This window comes from Flavobacterium granuli, from assembly GCF_031456055.1.
Lineage (GTDB): Bacteria > Bacteroidota > Bacteroidia > Flavobacteriales > Flavobacteriaceae > Flavobacterium > Flavobacterium granuli_A.
The window spans coordinates 80,081-101,301 of record NZ_JAVDTX010000003.1 but is presented as its reverse complement, the minus strand read 5'-3'; the positions used below and the strand labels follow the sequence as shown (position 1 = coordinate 101,301).

The 21,221-nt window shown below is 32.6% G+C and carries 17 protein-coding genes; 7 read left to right on the top strand and 10 right to left on the bottom strand.

Annotation, left to right across the window (positions count from 1 at the left end; translation table 11 throughout):
• Window positions 1-401 precede the first annotated feature (401 nt).
• A complete protein-coding gene (locus J2W95_RS07485; RefSeq protein ID WP_310005556.1) occupies window positions 402-1,004 on the top strand; it encodes a recombinase family protein in 603 nt (200 codons plus the stop codon).
• Between the two features lie 53 nt (window positions 1,005-1,057).
• Here J2W95_RS07485 and J2W95_RS07480 read toward each other — a convergent pair whose 3' ends face one another.
• From J2W95_RS07480 to J2W95_RS07470, 3 genes are all read right to left on the bottom strand, one after another.
• The gene (locus J2W95_RS07480) at window positions 1,058-2,542 is read right to left on the bottom strand and encodes a DNA/RNA helicase domain-containing protein (RefSeq protein WP_310005554.1); all 1,485 of its coding nucleotides are present in this window, start codon (window positions 2,540-2,542) and stop codon (window positions 1,058-1,060) included.
• 27 nt (window positions 2,543-2,569) lie between these two features.
• Window positions 2,570-3,016, bottom strand: a complete 447-nt coding sequence (locus J2W95_RS07475) for a hypothetical protein (RefSeq protein WP_310005552.1) — start codon at window positions 3,014-3,016, stop codon at window positions 2,570-2,572.
• A 63-nt stretch (window positions 3,017-3,079) separates the two neighbouring features.
• Complete coding sequence (locus tag J2W95_RS07470) at window positions 3,080-4,612, bottom strand: tyrosine-type recombinase/integrase (RefSeq protein WP_310005550.1); 1,533 nt, start codon at window positions 4,610-4,612, stop codon at window positions 3,080-3,082.
• 215 nt (window positions 4,613-4,827) lie between these two features.
• Here J2W95_RS07470 and J2W95_RS07465 point away from each other — a divergent pair, with 215 nt between their 5' ends.
• Both J2W95_RS07465 and J2W95_RS07460 read left to right on the top strand, forming a co-directional pair.
• A complete protein-coding gene (locus J2W95_RS07465) occupies window positions 4,828-6,612 on the top strand; it encodes a TonB-dependent receptor (RefSeq protein ID WP_310005548.1) in 1,785 nt (594 codons plus the stop codon).
• 18 nt (window positions 6,613-6,630) lie between these two features.
• On the top strand, window positions 6,631-7,983 hold the full coding sequence (locus J2W95_RS07460; RefSeq protein ID WP_310005546.1) for a DUF5689 domain-containing protein: 1,353 nt from the start codon (window positions 6,631-6,633) through the stop codon (window positions 7,981-7,983).
• A gap of 101 nt (window positions 7,984-8,084) precedes the next feature.
• On the opposite strand, the gene J2W95_RS07455 is transcribed toward J2W95_RS07460, so the two are convergent.
• The 7 genes from J2W95_RS07455 to J2W95_RS07425 all read right to left on the bottom strand — a co-directional run bounded on the left by J2W95_RS07455 (window position 8,085) and on the right by J2W95_RS07425 (window position 16,711).
• Window positions 8,085-10,202 carry a glycoside hydrolase family 97 protein gene (locus J2W95_RS07455; protein ID WP_310005544.1) on the bottom strand — a complete coding sequence of 706 codons (2,118 nt, stop codon included), beginning with the start codon at window positions 10,200-10,202 and terminating at the stop codon, window positions 8,085-8,087.
• Between the two features lie 289 nt (window positions 10,203-10,491).
• Complete coding sequence (locus J2W95_RS07450; protein WP_310005542.1) at window positions 10,492-12,138, bottom strand: DUF6377 domain-containing protein; 1,647 nt, start codon at window positions 12,136-12,138, stop codon at window positions 10,492-10,494.
• Window positions 12,139-12,243: 105 nt separating this feature from the next.
• Window positions 12,244-13,674: a pyruvate kinase gene (gene pyk / locus J2W95_RS07445; protein ID WP_310005540.1), complete on the bottom strand. Its 1,431-nt coding sequence runs from the start codon at window positions 13,672-13,674 to the stop codon at window positions 12,244-12,246.
• Between the two features lie 5 nt (window positions 13,675-13,679).
• On the bottom strand, window positions 13,680-14,168 hold the full coding sequence (locus J2W95_RS07440; RefSeq protein WP_310005538.1) for an IPExxxVDY family protein: 489 nt from the start codon (window positions 14,166-14,168) through the stop codon (window positions 13,680-13,682).
• Window positions 14,169-14,282: 114 nt separating this feature from the next.
• The gene (rnc, locus tag J2W95_RS07435; protein ID WP_310005536.1) at window positions 14,283-15,023 is read right to left on the bottom strand and encodes a ribonuclease III; all 741 of its coding nucleotides are present in this window, start codon (window positions 15,021-15,023) and stop codon (window positions 14,283-14,285) included.
• Window positions 15,024-16,283 (bottom strand): beta-ketoacyl-ACP synthase II, encoded by a 1,260-nt coding sequence (gene fabF, locus J2W95_RS07430; RefSeq protein ID WP_310005534.1) that lies wholly within the window; start codon window positions 16,281-16,283, stop codon window positions 15,024-15,026.
• 191 nt (window positions 16,284-16,474) lie between these two features.
• Window positions 16,475-16,711 carry an acyl carrier protein gene (locus tag J2W95_RS07425; RefSeq protein WP_007137004.1) on the bottom strand — a complete coding sequence of 79 codons (237 nt, stop codon included), beginning with the start codon at window positions 16,709-16,711 and terminating at the stop codon, window positions 16,475-16,477.
• 178 nt (window positions 16,712-16,889) lie between these two features.
• Here J2W95_RS07425 and purN point away from each other — a divergent pair, with 178 nt between their 5' ends.
• From purN to J2W95_RS07405, 4 genes are all read left to right on the top strand, one after another.
• Window positions 16,890-17,459, top strand: coding sequence for a phosphoribosylglycinamide formyltransferase (gene purN, locus J2W95_RS07420; RefSeq protein ID WP_310005532.1), 570 nt, complete (start codon window positions 16,890-16,892; stop codon window positions 17,457-17,459).
• Between the two features lie 10 nt (window positions 17,460-17,469).
• A complete protein-coding gene (rnhA, locus tag J2W95_RS07415) occupies window positions 17,470-17,949 on the top strand; it encodes a ribonuclease HI (RefSeq protein ID WP_310005529.1) in 480 nt (159 codons plus the stop codon).
• A 75-nt stretch (window positions 17,950-18,024) separates the two neighbouring features.
• Window positions 18,025-18,948 (top strand): PfkB family carbohydrate kinase, encoded by a 924-nt coding sequence (locus J2W95_RS07410; protein ID WP_310005527.1) that lies wholly within the window; start codon window positions 18,025-18,027, stop codon window positions 18,946-18,948.
• Window positions 18,949-19,089: 141 nt separating this feature from the next.
• The gene (locus J2W95_RS07405; RefSeq protein WP_310005525.1) at window positions 19,090-20,988 is read left to right on the top strand and encodes an amidophosphoribosyltransferase; all 1,899 of its coding nucleotides are present in this window, start codon (window positions 19,090-19,092) and stop codon (window positions 20,986-20,988) included.
• The last annotated feature ends 233 nt before the right edge of the window (window positions 20,989-21,221 follow it).

Sequence of the window (21,221 nt, the reverse complement as noted above, 5' to 3'; positions counted from 1 at the left end):
ACAATTTTCGGCAAGGTGTTTTTCCTCTGTTAAGTATTGCTATCACTACGATTGTTTTAAAAATAGGTCAAAAAAGTGGGGCGAAATTTGCCCCAATTGACATACATTATATGTTTATTTCGGATTATAAAAAGGATTCAAAAAACTAGTAACACGCTTACATAAATAAACTATATATCATACAGTTAAATTTTTACGGCTTATAAAAAAGATGTATATACATTTATATGATTTAATTTATTCTACAATGTATTCAATTTAGACTCTGCTTAATGAATACATTTATATATCAATAAAAGCGTTATACATTTATTATTAATTATAGTCTAAAAAAAGTATAGTTTAATTTGAATACAATACATTAATTACATACATTTGTTATGAATTTAAAACCATTCATTATGACAACTAATCAATGTACTTACGTTAGAGTTTCATCTGCTACACAATCTACAATTCGCCAAACTATTAATAATACAGATGGCAATATGTTTATAGATGTTATTAGCGGTGCAGTTGCATTTAAAGATAGACCAGAATCAAAACGTTTGATGCAACAAATAGAATCGGGTCTAATTAATTATGTGATTTGTGAGAGTGTCGATAGAATCGGTAGAGATGCGTACGATATACAATCCACTTTGAATTACTTTAATAAAATGGGTGTTACGTTAAAGGTTAATAATTTAGGTATTGAATCGTTTATTAATGGTAAACCAAACCCAATATTTAAGATGATTACTGACGTATTAGCAAATGTTAGTGAGTTAACTAGAAACAATATTCGTGAATCACAGGCACAAGGTATTAAGATTGCTGTTGCACAAGGAAAATATAAAGGACGTGTTAAAGGTTCTACAATAAGCGATAAGGATTTTTTAAGCAAGTATAGTAATGTAGTAAAAGAATTGAATAGCGGTGTTAATTCTATGCGTAAGGTGGCAAAGTTAACTGATACAAGTCTATCAACTGTAACTCGTGTGAAATCAATACTAAGTGCTTAATTAGGAATATTTTGAAAATAAAAAAGGCTATCAATATTGATAGCCTTTTTTATTTATTTTTGATTCATTATCTCCATACATCTATTAAGAACTTCTTCATTATTTATAATTATAAGAGCTAGTTTAATCCTAGTTCTAGATACTATTTGAAATAGCATTTTTGTTGGATGATAATAGGGGTTTTCTTTATAGTTTCTTGTTGAAAGGTAATCTCCTTTATAATAAAAATGCTCACCGATAACTGCAACAACATTATTAAATTCCTGACCAATAACTTTATGAGCATTAGCTTCAACACCTTCAAGATTATGATGCTCGTATGGCAATGTTTTTGTTCTATCTGGTGTATAATTAATTATTTTCCAATCCTCATTTTGCAATTGACTTAAAAATAGTTTAGCTTCTGCATTATTATTAAAATAGTACAGTTCAATATTCTCATAATTTAATTTTTTTAGATTTCTCCTTTTGCTAAATAAGCAATTAATAAAAGTGGCCACCTCTTTATTTGTTCTAATTTTATCAGTTAACTCAAACTTTGGTATCGTTACTTCTTTTTCAATAGTTTGTGCAACATTGTTATTTTCTTCACCTTTACGGAGCGTTTGTTGACCATCGTATGAAAACAATATATTGGTTGAATGTTTTTTAACTTCCTTGATTAAATGGTCAAGTTGTTCTGGATAAATTCTTTGTGCCTCATCAACAACTATTAAATAATATTTTGATAAGTCCGTGTGTATTATATTTAAAGCAGGAATAATAGTCCAACCGTATTTATCTCTAAGAGCGACATGTCCTTCATTTAAATAACCACAATGTATTACAAGTGTTTCCTTTGTATCGGATACGTCCTTCGCAATGTCATAAGTTAGCAACGTTTTACCTGTTCCTGCATTTCCTATAATAGAAATTATTGAAGTAGTTGGTAATGCAAATTGCTTTAATGTAGCCTTTTTAATCTCTTCTTGATGAGCTGTAAGAAAGTATTTATTCTTAATAAATTGCTTAGTAGAGTTGAACGGTGAAACGAGATAATTTGAGGGGTCAAAATAGCTATCTATGTTATTAATCTTTTGTACATTTTGTGAAGATAGTACTTCTATTAGTTTTTTAAAACTTACTTCTACTAGTTGATTTTGGTCATCGAGTGTATATAATTTTCCTGTATCTGCAACAAAAGTAAAACTGTGTAATTCTTTGTTTAAGAAATTTAAATAGTATTTATTTTGTATTAGCTGAGTTAAAATTTCATCCTCGGTACTTGTTCTCTTTAATTCGATATTAACGACCGTTTCATCATCTATCCTTAATAAATCAAATTCTTTACTGATTTGTGGAATTTTATAGCCAATGAAGTATTTATCAAACAAGGCAATATTTTTAGTTTTTGTTATTAAAATATCAACTAGGCTCTTTAAATCCTTTAATTCACTAACTCTTAATTCAATTGAATGATACTCTAAATACGAACTAAATGACGGTTTATTTAAATCATTGTATGCACTTAATAGAGAAATAATGTTTACTTGTTTCATTTAAGTTTTTTTGGTTAGCTAATATTATTATCTTTTTGCTAAGTGTTCAAGTAGTACATTTGCAGATAAAGTGTGTTTAATCTTGTTATCATCGGGTACGGTTATAGTTGAGTTCATTGGTACACCCTTAGCATTAACTAATCCTGTACCTTCTGCATTCAATTTGTAACCTTTCTTGATTGCCATTTGTATCTTAGTATCCTTGTCTAGTGTTGGTTTTTTGCTCTTTTTTCTTTTCGCTTTTGCTTTGGGTGCTGGAAATAGTACAGTATTGTATAACTCTTCAAAGTCTTTTATTTGCTTAGCTCTGTCATCATCAAAAGTTTTCTTTTCACTTTCTAACTTCGCCTTTATCTTTATTGTTTCAGCATCTTTCTTGTCTTCAAGTTCTAAAGTTTTAAGTCTTTGCTCTAATGCTAATTGTGATTCTTTAATTACTTCTGCTTTCTTTTGTTCGAGTGTTAACGTGGCCATATAATTTGTATTTTAGTTATTATTTTTTAGTGCTAATATATGAATGTTTTGTTATTAAAAAAATTAAGTACTAAATTGATTTGATAGTAATGTGTTGATTGTAGTCACATTGCTCGATGGTAATTTGCTTATATATTTCTGAGTGGTTCTTAAATCAGAATGACCCAACGATTGACTTATATCTATTACGCTTGCTTGATTCTCTAATAGTAATTGGGTGTAAGTATGTCGAGCTATATGACTGGTTAATGTTAATTGTATTTTGGCTTGTTTCTGTATTAGTTTAAGCATTTGATTATAATACGCTCGTCTGCTTGTAAGTATTGAATATTGTTTATGGCTAAGATTATCAAAAATCTTATTTGTAAAGTTTGAATAGTCATTATTATTTAAAAAATAAAACACAAAATCATTTACCTTATCACTTGTGACAATGCTTTGTATTGCTATTAAATATGCATTATACACATCGTATTCGATTTTTTTTAATAACTCCTCATTCATTGCTATAATGCCCTTATAAGCAATGTTGTTAGCTTGCTTGTTTGCGTGTTCTTTTGCTATTGGCTTGTAGTTATCATCTGCAATACTTGCTAATTGTACCACTTGCATAACATCATTGTTTGCTGTTGGTGTTGACAATTGCTTATACTTTAGTATTTCGTTTATATGGTCTTCTTTTCTCAATTCAATATCTTCAATCTGTTCTTTTAACGTTGGCACAAGTCTAAATAAAGGATTGTTTAGCATCTTTAACGCCATTGGTGTCAAAATTAATGTCATTCCTTTTTTAGTTTTAAATTGTGTGTAATCAATTTTTATTACATCATTTTGAATTTGAAAATTTGACCAACGCAATAGTATAACATCCGAACTTCGTAAACCTTGTGAAAAGAATTGAAAAAGAAAAATATTACGAACTTCATTAAGGTTTATGTTTCTTCCTTTGATAAATTTTCGTGAATCAACTAAGTTAATACTAATTAAAGTTTTAATATCATCTGCGGTTAATGCCTTGTTTCGTTTTGATGAAAATTTTAATGTAATATTAAAAAATGGGTCGTTAATATAAGTAACTAACTTTAACTGTATGGCTTTATTAATTACAGTTTTAAAACTTCTTAAATTGTAATTTGCGCTATCAATTTCATTACCATTATCGCACATGTATTTATGAAATTCTCGAACTTTTTGATTTGTTAATTGATTAAATTTTAAATCTGAATAGCTAATACTAGCAAGATAGTTAATGAATTTATTTCGAATGCCAATATACTTTAGTTTTGTACCTTGATTGATTGTAGTGTCAATTGTATTTTGAAAAAATTCTAGTATTGTTTTGTTGCTAGTTGTAAGAACTTGTATGTCGTTATCGTAATGGTTTAAATCCTTTAATACTTCGGTAAGTTTGTTGTTAATAGCATCGTGGTTAGTTTCATTTTTACTAACTCTTTGTTTACTGTCTAGCCAATTTTTACCTTCAATCTTAATGCCTAAGCTTTTAATCTTTTGTACTCTATTTTCAATTATTCGTACTTTTAGATAACCATCTTTAGATTCCTTATTTACAGGCCTATACACAATCTTAACACTCATACTGATTCTTTTTCTTCAAAGATATGTAAAATGTACTATTGTACAACAATTGTACAACAAATAGAGTATTATATTTAAAAATTACTATAATTATAAACTTTAAAGTATTGATATACAGCTATATAAAATTGTTAAATTATGAATAATCGTATTGGGGTTGGCAAGATGGAAAAAAAAGAAATGCCAGAATAAAAACCATTGAGGAGCCAATCTTAATGCTGAATCATTTTTATGCAATTAATGATTATTCAACTCTGAATTCAAGTTTGACCTATCAATTTGGAAAAATCACCAACAGTAATATTGATTACCAAAACGGCAATAGCCCGGATCCAACTTATTATAGAAAAATGCCGAGTTATTATAGTTCGATGTATGCACCAGATAATGGTGAGTTTTCAGGAGAATTTACTCCCGATTATGAGAATGCAGAGAAAAGCAAAGAGCAGTTTCTAACCAATAATCAAATTGACTGGAATGCTTTGTATTATGCTAATCAATCTCCAGTTATTGATGCTAGTGGGAATGTTACTGGTTTTGCTCCCGCGAAAAGCCGTTACGTTTTGTATGAAGACCACACTGACGACCAAACAATAACTGCTAATTCTAACTTCAATACGCAAATAAGCGACATCCTTTTTTTTACGGCAGGTGGTTTTTACAGTCATCTAAAATCTCATAATTACCAACAATTAACGGACTTATTGGGAGGTTTGTATTTTGATGATATTGATGTTTTTTATAATGGAAACCAAGCACAATCAGATTTGAATAATCCCGACAGGCAGGTTGTTGAGGGAGATACTTATGGTTACAACTTTAATTACGAGGCTAATACTTTAAATCTTTTTACCAACTTTAAATTTACTTACGATAAAGTCGATTTTTATTTGGCACAAAATTTCATAAGCACTAATTATCAGAGAGAAGGTTTGTATCAAAATGGAATTTATCCGACCAATTCTTTTGGCAAAAGCGAGAAACTGCAGTTTGAAAATTTTGGTTTTAAAGGCGGAATACTTTTCAAAATTTCAGGAAGACAACAGTTCAGTTTTAATGGTGCGTATCTTTCCAATGCGCCAACAATTCGAAATGCCTTTCCTAATTCTCGATTGAATAATTCAATTGTTGCTAGCTTAGAAAATGAAAACATAATTAGTTTGGATGCTAGTTATTTTTACCGAACTCCAAAATGGCAAACCCGCCTCACTCTTTTTTATGTCCAGATTAAAAACATTACACAAACTTCTTTCTTTTATGCCGAAGGGATTTTTGACGATGGCGCAGGATATGCTAGTACCGACGCTTTTGTAAGTCAGACCTTGACTCATTTGGATAAGAAGAATTTAGGTGCTGAGTTCAGTTTTCAATACCAATTAAGCCCAACGATAATGACTAATTTTTCGGCAGCTTATGGTCAGTTTACGTTTGACAGCAACCCGAATGTCACCATAATCAATGATGCTCAAGCGACTGCTGAAAATCCAAATCCAGTATTTGATTTTGGAACTTCATCATTAAAAAATTACCATCAGGCGGGAATGCCACAACAGGCATTTGCTTTAGGAATCGAGTATAGAGATCCTAAATATTGGTGGATTGGTGCCAATATTAATTATTTGGCCAATAGCTTTATAGATATTTCCCCAATTTCGAGAACTGATACTTTCTATAAAAATCCTGAGTCAGGTTTTAATTTTCCTGAAGCTACAGAAGAAAGAGCTAGAGAGTTATTGAAGCAAGAAGAATTTAATCCTTTCACTTTGCTAAACATTTCCGGAGGGAAATCCTGGAGAATAAAAGGAAAGAATATTGGACTTTTTGCAACGCTAAATAATGTTTTGGATTTGGCCTACAAAACTGGAGGTTACGAACAAGCAAGAAATGCCAATTTCAGACAACTCAATCAAGATGTTTCTAGTGGGACTCCCAATTTTGGGAACAAATATTTTTATGGTTATGGGAGAACCTATTTTGTAAACCTGTACATCAATTTATAAATTTTAAACAAAAGAAATATGAGCTTAAAATTCCACACTGTTTTTTTAGTAATTGTAATGATTTTCGGGAGTTGTACAAAAGAGGAGTTTGATGTGCCAAATTTGACCTGCAGTCAACCCGATTTGATTGTAAATCGGACTGTTGAAGAAGTACGCGCTAGCACAAGTTCCATAGTGGCACAATATACTTACGATGATATTATAGAAGCCTATGTGGTTTCTAGTGATGAGGCGGGGAATTTTTTCAAGACGATTTCGTTTCAAACTTTAGCGACAGCCACAACACCCGCGATGGGTTTTAGCGTTCCTGTAGACGCTTCGAATACGTACATTGATTTTAGGTTGGGCAATAAAGTATATATCAAGATGAAAAATCAATACACGGATATTTATTTTGGTGGAATGCGTATTGGGGATATTTATGTCAATTCGTATAACGAAGGAGGCGTTGGCCGAATTTCCCCAAACGATTATAAAAATGTTTTGAATGCTTCTTGTACAATAATCGATGAAAATCAATTGGTAAAACAGCTTACTGTTGGGGAAGCTTTGGATGATGCAAAACTAAACACTTTAATCGAATTGAAAGATGTTGCGTTTACCGAAGCAGCAATAGGACGGCATTATTATGAAGAAACCAACGATGTGGGCGGTGCAACAAATTGGAATCTGCGTGATAAAGCAGGGAACCAAATTATTTTCAGGACAAGCGGTTATGCCGATTTTGCAGATCATTTAGTGCCTGAAGGGAGTGGTACTGTACGTGGAATCATGACAAAATTCGGTACCGATTATCAATTGATGGTACGATCAGAAAAAGACGTTGTATTGACTGGAAAGAGAAGTGTTCCTTTTTTCGCAGAAGATTTTCAATCGGTTAAAAACAACGTGAATTTTGCGTTGCCAGGATGGAGTAATATTGTGGAAAAAGCCACTAAGTTGTGGAAAAGCATCGTCTATGGCGGCAACGGTTATGCCGAGTTTAACACCACAAGTACCACGGCGGCAGAGAATGTGGCCTGGTTAGTTTCTCCCAAAATTAATTTGAATGACTATAAAAATGTGGTATTGTCTTTCAGAAGTGCACAACACGATCTGAAAATCGATTCTCCCCTCAATACTTTGGAAGTATATATCTCCAACAATTTTGACGGCGCAAATTTATCAAAAGCAAAATGGGTAAAACTAGGCGCAAAAGTTGCGTCCTTATCGACTCCTACTCGTGAATTTATCAGTTCGGGAGGTATTGATTTGTCTGCCTACTCAGGAAATATCCACATTGCATTTAAATATATTGGTTCTGGTAAAAACAAAACTCTAAATGGTGCTTTTATGGTCGATGACGTTAAAATTTTTGGAGAAAAACAATAAATTTTAAACCATTAAGACATTAAGAAAATTAAGTTTCTGCGCTTAATAATCTTAATGTCTTAATGGTTCTACTTTTTTTAATCCGTTCGGATTAGAAAAAATTATTTTTTGTTTTCAATAACGCTTATCGCATAACCACCGCCAGCGGCACTTAGTTGAGAAAGTTTAGAGGTATTGGTTACCTGTATTTTTCGAACAGTATAGGCTTGGGGATTTGTTTTGTAATTCGCATCCTTACCATCAGCATAAATTGTGGCTGTGTATTTTTTTCCTTTTTCTAAAAAAGCAAAATTGATATTCGAAGTACGAGGTTCGTATCCATTTACATTCCCAATAAACCAATTGTTGTTTCCTTTAGCTTTTCTGGCTACAGTTACATATTGACCTGGTTCGGCTTCTAGATAGTTGCTTTCGCTCCAATCTACCGCAACATCTTTAATGAACTGGAACGCATCTGGAAATTTATTGTAGTGTTCAGGAAAATCTGCAGCCATTTGCAACGGGCTGTATAGTGTTACATACAGTGCCAATTGATTTGCAATCGTACTGTTTACGCGTGATTTGTTGTTTGGACTAAATTTGCTTAAATCCATTTCAAAAATACCCGGAGTATAATCCATTGGACCACCAATTAATCGGGTAAATGGCAATAATGTTACGTGGTTAGGTTTTGATCCACCAAAAGCCTGATATTCTGTCCCTCTAGCAGCTTCGTTACCAATTAAGTTTGGATAGGTTCTGCAAATACCTGTTGGTCTAACCGCTTCATGCGCATTGACCATAATTTTATATTCAGCTGCTTTTTCTATTGCGTATTGATAGTGATTTATCATAAATTGGTTGTAATGATTATTACCATTAGCGATAATACTACCAACGTATCCACTTTTTACAGCATCATATCCATTGTCTTTCATGAATTGATATGCTTTGTCCATATGTCTTTCGTAATTACGAACCGAACCAGATGTTTCGTGATGCATAATCATTTTTACACCTTTGGACTTTGCATATTCATGTAACCCTTTCACGTCAAAATCAGGATAAGGAGTAACAAAGTCAAAAACATAGTCTTTATAATGCCCAAACCAGTCTTCCCAACCTTCATTCCAGCCTTCAACTAATACGCCACCAAAACCATTTGCGGCAGCAAAATCAATATATTTTTTCACATTGGCATTATTTGCACCATGTGTACTGTTGGGTTTTGCTTTAGAAAAATCAGTAACACCTAGTTGAACTGAAGGAAATTCATCAGTGTAAGACCATGTACTTTTTCCGGAAATCATTTCCCACCATACACCAACATATTTTATAGGTTTAATCCAAGAGGTATCTTCAATTTTGCAAGGGTCATTTAAATTTAAAGTCATTTTAGAAGCCAGTATTTCTCTAGCGTCATCGCTTACAATAACAGTTCGCCAAGGAGAATGTGATGGTGCTTGAATATATCCTTTGTCCCCTTTTTCATCAGGAGTTAACCAAGATTCAAAAATCATGTTTTTGTCATCTAAATTTAGATGCATGCAAGAATAATTGATCAATGCAGCTTCGTGTAAATTGATGTACAATCCATCAGCTGTTTTCAACATAAGGGAAGTCTGTACACCAGTTGGTGAAAAGAAAGTTTGGGATAAATTATCGGTTTTTGCTTTTTCAGATAGGCCTCTTATCTCAGATAATTTAGAAGTGGTGTAATCATATTCTTGGGTATCATAATCTCCTGGAATCCAAAAAGCAGTATGATCTCCAGTCATGACAAATTGAGTTCTCTCTTCTTTTATGACAAAATAAACCAAGTTCTTTTGTGCTGGGAATTCATATCGAAAACCTAATCCGTCATTGAACAATCGGAAACGAATGATAATTTGTCTGTCTGTTCCTTTCTGATTTAGCGTAACTGCCAATTCGTTATATTGATTTCTAATGCTTTCTACTTCGCCCCAAACTGGTTTCCACGTTTCGTCAAAAGTGGTGGTTTTGGTGTCAATTACTGTAAAATCATTTAATAATGATTTTTTGTCGTCTTTAAGTTCAAGACCTAATTTACTTGGCTTTATGACAGTTTTGTTTTTATAGTTTAAACTATAACTTGGAGTTCCATCTTTTTGTAAAGTAAATTCCATGATGAATTTTCCATTAGGAGATTTCAATTGTTGGGAATTGGCAGACTGCAAAACAAAAAAATAGAACAGAGCTGTGTGAAGTAAATGTTTCATTTTTTATTATATAAATTAGAGGTTGATTTTTTCGAATAACTTTCAGCGAAATCGATTTATTAATTGTTAAAAATGATAAGTCGTTTTCGTGAAAGTAAAAGTAGATGCTTTAGGGTTTGAAAAATTCAATTGTTTTAAAAAAGTAGATTGTTATTTCAAAAATACAATTTAAAACACTTGCAATCAATAATTTGTATTTGTTTTGATTTTAAAAAAAGTGGTTGAAAAGTGAATTGAAAATTAAAACTGGAGGAGATTTAATTTCAATAAATCTTTAAAACGAGAAATTTTATTTATCGCTTGTCCCAATTTGCATTACTTTTTCTTCAAATTCGTCTCTAGGACCAGCCGATTTATTTTTAAGTTGCGAGCGATAATTGTAAATAGTGGAAATGGAATATCTGAGGAACACAGCAATTTTGGCGCTGTCTTTTATCCCCAAACGAATGAGAGCAAAAATTCTTAATTCGGTATTGAGCTGTTCACCTTCTTTTGGCTGAACGGTATCTGCCGGGATTAATAAAGCATTAAAATCATGAATAAAATTAGGGAATAGTTGTAAAAAGGTTTTGTCAAAATTCGCATAAAACTCCTTTAATTCATTTTCGATATATTCTTTTGACTTTACTGCGCTTACTAAATCATTCAGTTTTCCTGTAGTTGCCAATACATTTAGTTTTCGTTGGTATTCATCCAGTTTTCCTAAATAATCAGAACATTGGTCCATATAGCGACCAATATATATTTCCTTTAAAAAATTGGCTTCAGTCAAAGTGTTATTGGAAAGATTTAGTTTCTCATTAAAAGTGTTTAATTCAGTGTTCAATTCAGAAAGTTTATCATTAGCTAAACTTAAATCGCTCTTTGCTTTAGATAATTTTTTCATTTGTCTAAAGAGTAAAAACAAAAGGGTAAGTAATACGAGGGCCAAAAAACTTGCGCTAATTAAAAACACAACCAATTGAAATTTATTAGTTTCATTTTGTTGTTGATACGATTCGCTGATGATTGGAAGCATCTTAGATATTTCATAAGTTCGCAAGCGGGCATTGCACACAACTGCATCATCGAGAGAACGTTTTATATAAGTGTAGGCCCTATCAATATCACCATCTTCATAAAGTAGAAAGGCCAATGATCGAAGCGAAATGTATTCTTTTTTGGCCAACTGCAAATCGGATAAGGCCGAAATACTTAGCCATTTTTTTTCCTGATTTCTATCTTTTTTCTGTTTGTATGCTTGTGAAATGATATAGGATATTATAGCCCGATTAGGGTCATTTTGTTGAATTTTTGGAAATAAAGGAAGTAACAAATCGAGAGTTTCATTATGCTTTTTATGGACTAAATACCAATCGGCTTTTGCGATAATGAATGGATTGGAATTATGAGGGTAAAAATTCACACAGGAATCTAGGTATTTTTTTGACAGCAAAAGATATTCTTCTTTTTCTTGTTGGGAAGAAGCATTGTCTGCCATTTGCCCGTAAATTACCCTACTAACACCATAAAAAGAACCTTTTAAAATGGGAGTAGATTCAATTGTAATGGCATTCAATACATCAACTCCTTCTTTGTACATGCCTAATGTACCCATAATGGCAACCAGATTAAATTTAGCCTGATTTAATTTTTCAAGCTCATTCAGATTTACTGCTATTTGAAAATTCTTTCGAGCATAAACCAAAGCAGAATCGGATTGATACGATTGGTAGTCATTATATAGTTTTTGTGTAATATTATATTTTTGTACAGGATCAATGGTGTGTTTTAATAGTACTTTAAGTTGTGTAATTCCGTGTTCTTTCTTTTGTGTATAATAGGAATTGTTTTCAATAGTTTTGTCTATTTCAAGCAATAAATTAGTTGAATTATTTTGAGCAAATAAAGGAAAAGATAGAAGTGAAATAATAACAAACAGTGAAAAGCGATTCATTAAAGTTAGATTTGTTTCCTGTAAAAATAATTAAAAATTTAAATGAAAAACCGTCTTGAACCTTTAAAAGATTTAAGACGGTTTTATATTTTAATGTACTAAAAGTTATTCTATTTCAGAAACTCTTAAAGTGTTTACCATTCCTTTTTCAACAATAGGCATAGCAGCCAAGTTGATTAAGAAATCACCTTTTTTTACATATCCTTTTTCTTTTACGATGTTGTTTACATCAGTAACAGTATCATCGGTACTTACTCTTTTGTCGTAATAATAAGATCTTACCCCCCATAATAAATTAAGCTGGGTCAAAATTCTTTTATTGGAAGTAAAAACCAAAATGTGTGCAGAAGGTCTCCAAGCCGAAATTTGGAATGCAGTATAACCGCTGTTTGTCAAAGTGCAAATAGCTTTTGCTTTGATAGAATTGGCCATAATAGCAGCATTTTGACAGATGGTTTTAGTGATAAAACGATTTGTTCTTACTTGCGGTGAGTTTTGTGGTACTTGGATAAGCGGTGAATCTTCAACTGCTTCAATGATTTGAGTCATTTTTTGGATTACTTGAACTGGATAGTTTCCAGTAGCCGTTTCTCCAGAAAGCATTACAGCATCAGCACCATCCATTACAGAGTTGGCTACGTCGTTTACTTCAGCACGAGTTGGAGTCAAGCTGGTAATCATAGTTTCCATCATTTGAGTCGCAACGATAACAGGGATTCTAGCTGTTTTAGCTCTGCGAATCAATTCTTTTTGTACCAATGGCACTTCATGAGCAGGAAGTTCAACTCCCAAATCTCCTCTAGCTACCATTAAAGCATCACAATAAGCCACAATTCTATCCATGTTTTCTAATGCTTCAGGCATTTCGATTTTGGCTATAATTGGAATTTTATGCTCAGAATGTTTAGCGATCAATTCCTGTAAATCTTGTAAGTCTCTAGGTGTTTTTACAAATGAAAGAGCAATCCAGTCTAGTTTTTGCTCAATTGCAAAAATAGCATCAGCAACGTCTTTCTCAGTCATTGCAGGTAATGAAATTTTAGTATTTGGTAAATTTACCCCTTTCTTTGATTTCAATTCACCCCCTTGAATAACACGGGCTACAACTTCTGTTTTTTTATCAGTTTCAACGATTTCAAAAATTAATTTTCCGTCGTCAAGTAATATTCTTTCTCCAGGATTTACGTCGTTAGGGAAATTTTGGTATTTCATGAATACTTTCTTCGAAGTACCAATTATATCTTCTGCAGTTGTAAAAGTGATTAAATCACCATCATTTACAACAACTCCATCTTCCATTACTCCAACACGTAATTTAGGTCCTTGTAAATCTCCTAAAATTCCAGTAGTATATCCAAATTCTTCGTTTATACCACGAATAATGCTTATCTTGTTTTTTACGTCTTCGTAATCAGCATGGGAAAAATTTACTCTAAATACATTTACACCTGCTTCAATCATGTCTTTTATGATTTCTCTTGTGCTACATGCAGGCCCAAGTGTGGCTACAATTTTGGTCTTTTTATTTGTATGCATTGGTATTAAAAAATTAAATTGTTTTTTGATTTTATTTTATTTGTGTCAACAATATACGTTGTAGAAATATTGTCTATTGTATTCAATGTGTTTAATATCTCCAAAAGATTCAAGTTATCGTCGCAATTTTGTACCTTCAAAAAGTATTCCACTTTTTTAAATTCAGGAAGCATATACACTTTTGTAGCTACTTCTAAATCTACATTTGAAAATAAACTTTGATTCTGTTCTCTTTTTTGTTGAATGACTTCGTTTTTATTCTGTATCAAATCCCAGGTAATATCTTTTTTCTTTTCATAATAATGAAATCTAGAAAAATGGGTTTCCCCTTCTTTTATTGAAATTTGAATTTCTGTTATAGATTTATTCAGATTTAAAAGAAGTTTTTTATTGATAAAATAAGCCAATCTGTAATCTTCCAATGAAGTATGTATTGCAATAAGACTGTAGTCTATTTTGTCAAAATCGTCAAAATCCAGCTTGTGAATTGCCATTTCATTAAAAAATAAGATGTAAATATAGCATTTCTATTGTCGCAAAAGGTAGCTTCATAGATATGATTTTGATATTTTATTAACGAAAACGATGTAGTATTGATAAGAGAATAGTTATTTTCTGTCAATTTTTTCTTGAAAAGCAAAGTAAGCGCGTTGTGATGCCTTCTCTTCTGCTTTCTTTTTGGAAGTGGCTCTGGCTTTAGCAATTACTTTGTCATCAATACTAAGTTTTACACCAAATAAGCGTTGACCATCAATAGCATTATCTTCAAATATGTCATAGTGAAACTGTTTTTTCTCTTTTTGACACCATTCAATTACAAGGCTTTTGTAGCTGATGACTTTGCCTTCCAGTCGAGCAATGTCAACATAAGGGATGATAACTCTTTTTTGAATGAATTTTTCACAATATTCATACCCTTTGTCTAAGTAAATGGCTCCGATTAAAGATTCGAATATATTGCCATGTATGTTTTCTCCAAAATGATGTACAGGTACTTTGCTTTCGACAAATTGAATTAAATTTAAATCTTTGCCCAATTCGTTTAAATGTTCTCTGCTGACTATTTTAGAGCGCATTTTTGTTAAATAACCTTCGTCTCCAAGTGGAGCTTCATTAAATAAATAAGCGGCAATTACAGAACTTAGCATTGCGTCTCCTAAAAACTCCAATCTTTCGTAATTAACTGGGTTTCCTTTTAAATCGATACGATTGGATGAGCGATGTGTAAATGCTTTTTTGTAATATTCTAACGTTACAGGGTCGAAACCAAGAATAGGTTGAATAGCATCAAAAAAAATCCCGTCTTCTAGAGAACGGGATTTTGAGAATATTTTTTTTAATATACGCATTTATGCTTTGTAATCTAATTTTTTCACCAAAACACAAGCATTGTGGCCACCAAAACCAAATGTATTACTCATAACAACATTCATTTCTCTTTTTTGAGCAACGTTAAAAGTAAAGTTTAATTTTGGGTCAATATTTTCATCATCTGTAAAATGATTGATTGTTGGAGGAACAATACCATGTTTTAATGAAAGAATACAAGATATAGCTTCAATTGCTCCAGTAGCACCAAGTAAGTGACCTGTCATTGATTTTGTTGAATTCAAGTTCATTGTGTAAGCGTGCTCACCAAAGACGTGTAGAATTGCTTTTGATTCTCCAATATCACCTAGAGGAGTTGAAGTTCCATGCATATTTACACCGTCTACGTCAGTTGGTTCTAAACCAGCATCTCTTAAACAGTTTAGCATTACATTTTTAGCTCCAAGTCCTTCAGGATGTGGTGCAGTAATGTGATAAGCATCTGCAGACATTCCGCCTCCACCAATTTCACAGTAGATTTTTGCTCCACGAGCAACAGCGTGTTCGTATTCTTCTAAAATTAATGCTCCAGCACCTTCACCCAACACAAATCCATCTCTGTCTTTGTCCATAGGTCTTGAAGCCGTTTTTGGGTCGTCATTTCTAGTTGATAAGGCATGCATGGCATTAAAGCCACCCATTCCTGCAATTGTTACAGCTGCTTCTGAACCACCAGTAACTATGGCATCTGCATGACCTAGTCTGATGTAATTGAAAGCATCAATGATAGCATTTGTTGATGATGCACAAGCTGAAACTGTCGTGAAATTTGGACCTCTAAGTCCATATTTCATTGAGATTAAACCACCTGCTATATCTGCAATCATTTTTGGTATGAAGAAAGGATTGAATTTTGGTGTTCCATCTCCGGCTGCAAAATTAAGAACCTCTATTTGAAAAGTTTCCAATCCTCCAATTCCTGAACCCCAGATAACACCTACTCTATCTTTGTCTAATTTTTCAAAATCAAAACCGGCATCTTTTACAGCTTCGTCTGATGCAACCATAGCATATTGTGCATAACGGTCCATCTTTCTTGCTTCTTTTCTGTCTATAAAGTCTTCAACATTGAAATTTTTAACTTCACAGGCAAACTTAGTTCTAAACTTTGAAGCATCATAATAAGTTATTGGAGCAGCTCCGCTAACGCCATTGATTAGACCATTCCAAAATTCCTCAATATTATTACCAATGGGAGTAAGAGCACCAAGGCCTGTTACAACAACTCTTCTTAAAACCATAACGTTTTTATTTTTGTTATCTTTTAACAAATAAAGCCCATGCTTTCTATACTATAAGAAGTAACTAAAAGAGACATGGGTATTATAATGTAAATATAATTTGATTGAAATTCAATCGAAAAATTTATTTAATCAAATAATAACACCCGATTCTTAAAATTTTAAAATTTTAGAAATCGGGTGTGTCATTATTATTTTTTAGCTTCCTCGATGTAAGAGATAGCTTGACCTACAGTAGCGATGTTTTCTGCTTGATCGTCTGGAATTTGGATATCAAATTCTTTTTCGAATTCCATAATAAGCTCAACAGTGTCTAATGAGTCAGCTCCCAAATCATTAGTGAAGCTTGCTTCTGTTACAACTTCGTTTTCGTCAACACCTAATTTGTCTACGATAATCGCTTTTACTCTTGATGCAATGTCTGACATAATCTTTTAATTTTAGAATTTAATTTGTTGGCAAAAATAAAACAACTTTATTTTAAAACAACAATTTAGTGAATAAATGTGAGTACTAATTTATAAAATTTATTTCAACAAAGATTTCTTAAACCTATTTAATTTCGTTTTTTATTCTTTTTTTTGCATAAATTTAAAATAACGAATTATGAAAAAAATACTGATATTTGCTTCTGGATCGGGGACTAACGCTGAAAATATTATAAAATATTTTGGCAGTAGATCTACTGGAACGGTGGTAGCGGTTTTTTCAAATAATTCAAATGCAACCGTTCTTGATAAAGCAAAAAAATTAGCTGTTCCGACTGTTATTTTTTCAAAAGACGAATTAAATTCAGGAAAAACACTACAAAATGTTATTGATTTTCAACCTGATTTGATAGTTTTAGCAGGCTTTCTATTAAAATTTCCCGAAAATTTGATTGAAGCCTATCCAAATCGCATAATAAATATACATCCGGCACTATTGCCAAAATTTGGAGGGAAAGGAATGTATGGGATGCACATTCATAAAGCTGTAGTGGAAAACAATGAAAAAGAAACAGGAATAACCATTCATTATGTAAATGAGAATTATGATGAGGGCAATATAATATTTCAACAAAGTGTTGCTCTTTCTGAAATCGATACCCCAGAATCTGTAGCAGTAAAAATCCACGCATTGGAACAAGAACATTTTCCAGAGATTATTGAAAAGCTTTTAACTTCTAATCTCTAACTTCATAGCTTTGGAATACGACGTACATATATATACTGATGGTGCTGCCAAAGGAAATCCCGGAAACGGAGGTTATGGAGTAGTCATGGAATGGGTTGGCAAACCTTATAAAAAAGAATTTTACGAAGGTTTTCGCTATACAACCAATAATCGAATGGAATTGTTGGGAGTCATTGTAGGTCTTGAAAAGTTGAAAAACGAAAATACTTCAGTTTTAGTCATCTCGGATTCAAAATACGTTGTGGATTCGGTGCAAAAAAAATGGGTTTTTGGATGGGAAAAGAAAGGATATACAGGTAAAAAAAATCCTGACTTATGGAAGCGCTTTTTAGTTGTATACAGAAAACATCAAGTAGATTTCAAATGGATCAAAGGACATAATAACCATCCACAAAATGAAAGATGTGACGAATTAGCCGTTATGGCTGCTATGCAAAAGCAACTATCTATTGATGCTTTTTATGAAAAAGAAGAAGGTAAACTTTTATGAAAACTTTGATAGAGTCACCCGTTGCAATATTGCAACATATGGACTATCTTTGCACCCTAATTCGAAACTCATATAATGAATAAATTATTGATTGTTGGAACAGTAGCTTTCGACGCAATTGAAACTCCTTTTGGAAAAACAGATAAAATTTTAGGGGGAGCAGCAACATACATTGGAATATCAGCTTCTTTTTTTAATGTGAAATCAGCTATTGTATCTGTAGTTGGTGACGATTTTCCACAAGAATATCTTGATTTGTTAACTGATAGAAATATTGATATTTCAGGAATTGAAGTTGTCAAAGGAGGTAAAACTTTTTTCTGGAGCGGATTATACCACAACGATTTAAATTCAAGAGATACTTTGGTTACAGAACTTAATGTTTTGGCCGATTTTCAACCGAAAGTACCTCAAGACTATAAAAATGCCGAAATTGTGATGCTAGGTAACTTACATCCATTAGTACAAAGCAGCGTTTTGGACCAAATGGAAACCAAACCTAAGTTAGTAGTTTTGGACACCATGAACTTTTGGATGGATTGTGCTTTACCAGAATTATTAGCAATCATCAAAAGAGTAGATGTTATTACAATAAATGATGAAGAAGCGCGTCAGCTTTCAGGAGAATATTCTTTGGTAAAGGCAGCCGCAAAAATTCACGAAATGGGACCAAAATATGTGGTAATCAAAAAAGGAGAACACGGAGCTTTATTGTTTCATGGCGAAGAAATTTTCTTTGCTCCAGCTTTGCCCCTAGAAGAAGTTTTTGATCCAACTGGAGCAGGAGATACTTTTGCAGGTGGTTTTTCAGGATTTATTACGCAAAGCGAAAATGTTTCTTTCGATAATATGAAAAATGCAATAATTCATGGTTCCAATTTAGCTTCTTTCAGTGTAGAGAAATTTGGAACAGAACGAATGCTTGATTTAGATAAAAAAGAAGTGGTCTCAAGATTGAAGCAGTTCAAGTCTCTGACCCAGTTTGAAATAGAATTATAATGTTCTTAAGCCTCTATATGAGGCTTTTTTTAATTAGTACAGTCAATATTTATAAGAAAGAGTACGAATTTGCACCGTATTTTATTAGAATGATAATAATTGAAACACCATTAAATACCAATAACTACAAACAATAAAACAATGAGCGACGCTTTAAAACACGAATGTGGAATAGCTTTAGTTAGACTTTTAAAACCCCTTGAATTCTATAAAGAAAAGTACGGAACTGCTTTCTATGGTATCCAAAAAATGTATTTAATGATGGAGAAACAGCACAATCGTGGTCAAGACGGTGCTGGTTTTGCAAGTATTAAAATGGATGTAGAACCTGGTGAGAGATACATCAGTCGTGTACGTTCCAATCATGCGCAACCGATTCAAGATGTTTTCAAACAAATAAATGATAGAATAAACGAAGAAATGGAGGCTCATCCAGAATATGCGGATGATGTAGCACAATTGAAGTCCAATATTCCTTATATTGGTGAGTTGTTTTTAGGCCATGTTCGTTATGGGACATTTGGCAAAAACAGTATAGAAAGTGTTCATCCATTTTTACGTCAAAGCAATTGGATGCACAGAAACCTGATTCTGGCAGGGAATTTTAACATGACTAATGTTAAAGAACTTTTTGAGAACTTGGTTGAATTGGGGCAACATCCAAAAGAAATGGCGGACACAGTTACTGTAATGGAAAAAATTGGTCACTTTTTGGACAAAGAAGTAATGCAATTATACCAAGATTGTAAAGCTGAGGGTTATTCTAAAAGAGAAGCTTCGCCAGTTATTGCAGATCGTTTAGATATTGCAAAAATTCTTTCCCGTTCAGCTAAAAATCTTGATGGTGGATACGCTATGGCTGGTTTATTGGGACATGGAGACGCATTTGTTTTCAGAGATCCCGCTGGAATTCGCCCCGCTTATTATTACCAAGATGAAGAGATTGTGGTTGTAGCCTCTGAAAGACCTGTTATCCAAACAGTCTTTAATGTACCTTTTGAAAGTGTTCAAGAAATTGACCCAGGAAGTGCTTTGATTATTAAGAAAAATGGAGAGGTTTCTATGAAAGAAATAGTTACACCAACGATAAAAAAAGCATGTTCTTTTGAACGCATTTATTTTTCTAGAGGTAGTGACGCCGAAATCTATCAGGAAAGAAAGAATTTAGGAAAATTAATTCTACCAGCGGTGTTAGAATCAATTGACAACGATACAGATAACACAGTGTTTTCATATATTCCAAATACAGCCGAGACTTCTTTTTACGGATTGGTTGAAGCGGCTCAAGACTTTTTGAATCAAAGAAAGAAAAATTTCATTCTTGAAAACAAAGATACATTAACTGTTGACTCTTTAGAAAAATTACTTTCTGTAAAAATAAGAACCGAAAAAGTTGCTATAAAAGACGCTAAATTGAGAACCTTTATTACCGAAGACAGTAGTAGAGACGATTTAGTGGCTCACGTTTATGATGTGACTTATGGAGTAATAAAACCAACAGATAATCTTGTTATAATTGATGATAGTATCGTAAGAGGGACAACTCTTAAAATGAGCATCATTAAAATGATGGATCGTTTAAATCCAAAAAGGATTGTAATTGTTTCATCAGCACCACAAATTAGATTTCCGGATTGCTATGGAATTGATATGGCAAAACTGGAAGGCCTTGTTGCCTTTAGAGCGGCATTGGAGTTGTTAAAGGAAAGAAACTTATATCATATAGTTGATGATGTTTATGCTAAGTGTAAAGCTCAAGAAAATTACCATGATAATGACGTTGTAAATTACGTTACTGCTATATATGAACCATTTGCTGCTCAAGAGATTTCAAATAAAATAGCCGAAATGCTAAGTTCACCAGAAATTAACGCAGAAGTGAAAATTATTTTCCAAACGGTGGAAGATTTACATATTGCTTGCCCTAAAAATTTGGGAGATTGGTATTTTACGGGTGATTATCCTACTCCAGGAGGTAACCGAGTGGTTAATAGAGCTTTCATGAATTTTTACGAAGGAAAAGACGCTAGAGCATATTAATTCGTATTACCGATAAACGGGTTTGTATGTGTTTTGTCGAGTTTATTTTCAAAGCCGTAATTCTAAAAGTATATTCGCTTACCATAATTTTAGTAGGTTAAGTTTATGGTAGATTTGGGGCAAAAAGGGTGAAAGTAAAATTTCACCTTTTTTATTGGGATAAAGTCAAGTTTTGAATTTTACAATATGAGACTGACAACGAGCGTGTTGTAAGTAAAATTAACTAAATGTTA

Coding starts and splice junctions, on each gene's coding strand:
- J2W95_RS07485 (WP_310005556.1), top strand. CDS start 402: ATGACAACTAATCAATGTACTTACGTTAGAGTTTCATCTGCTACACAA.
- J2W95_RS07480 (WP_310005554.1), bottom strand. CDS start 2,542: ATGAAACAAGTAAACATTATTTCTCTATTAAGTGCATACAATGATTTA.
- J2W95_RS07475 (WP_310005552.1), bottom strand. CDS start 3,016: ATGGCCACGTTAACACTCGAACAAAAGAAAGCAGAAGTAATTAAAGAA.
- J2W95_RS07470 (WP_310005550.1), bottom strand. CDS start 4,612: ATGAGTGTTAAGATTGTGTATAGGCCTGTAAATAAGGAATCTAAAGAT.
- J2W95_RS07465 (WP_310005548.1), top strand. CDS start 4,828: ATGCTGAATCATTTTTATGCAATTAATGATTATTCAACTCTGAATTCA.
- J2W95_RS07460 (WP_310005546.1), top strand. CDS start 6,631: ATGAGCTTAAAATTCCACACTGTTTTTTTAGTAATTGTAATGATTTTC.
- J2W95_RS07455 (WP_310005544.1), bottom strand. CDS start 10,202: ATGAAACATTTACTTCACACAGCTCTGTTCTATTTTTTTGTTTTGCAG.
- J2W95_RS07450 (WP_310005542.1), bottom strand. CDS start 12,138: ATGAATCGCTTTTCACTGTTTGTTATTATTTCACTTCTATCTTTTCCT.
- pyk (WP_310005540.1), bottom strand. CDS start 13,674: ATGCATACAAATAAAAAGACCAAAATTGTAGCCACACTTGGGCCTGCA.
- J2W95_RS07440 (WP_310005538.1), bottom strand. CDS start 14,168: ATGGCAATTCACAAGCTGGATTTTGACGATTTTGACAAAATAGACTAC.
- rnc (WP_310005536.1), bottom strand. CDS start 15,023: ATGCGTATATTAAAAAAAATATTCTCAAAATCCCGTTCTCTAGAAGAC.
- fabF (WP_310005534.1), bottom strand. CDS start 16,283: ATGGTTTTAAGAAGAGTTGTTGTAACAGGCCTTGGTGCTCTTACTCCC.
- J2W95_RS07425 (WP_007137004.1), bottom strand. CDS start 16,711: ATGTCAGACATTGCATCAAGAGTAAAAGCGATTATCGTAGACAAATTA.
- purN (WP_310005532.1), top strand. CDS start 16,890: ATGAAAAAAATACTGATATTTGCTTCTGGATCGGGGACTAACGCTGAA.
- J2W95_RS07410 (WP_310005527.1), top strand. CDS start 18,025: ATGAATAAATTATTGATTGTTGGAACAGTAGCTTTCGACGCAATTGAA.
- J2W95_RS07405 (WP_310005525.1), top strand. CDS start 19,090: ATGAGCGACGCTTTAAAACACGAATGTGGAATAGCTTTAGTTAGACTT.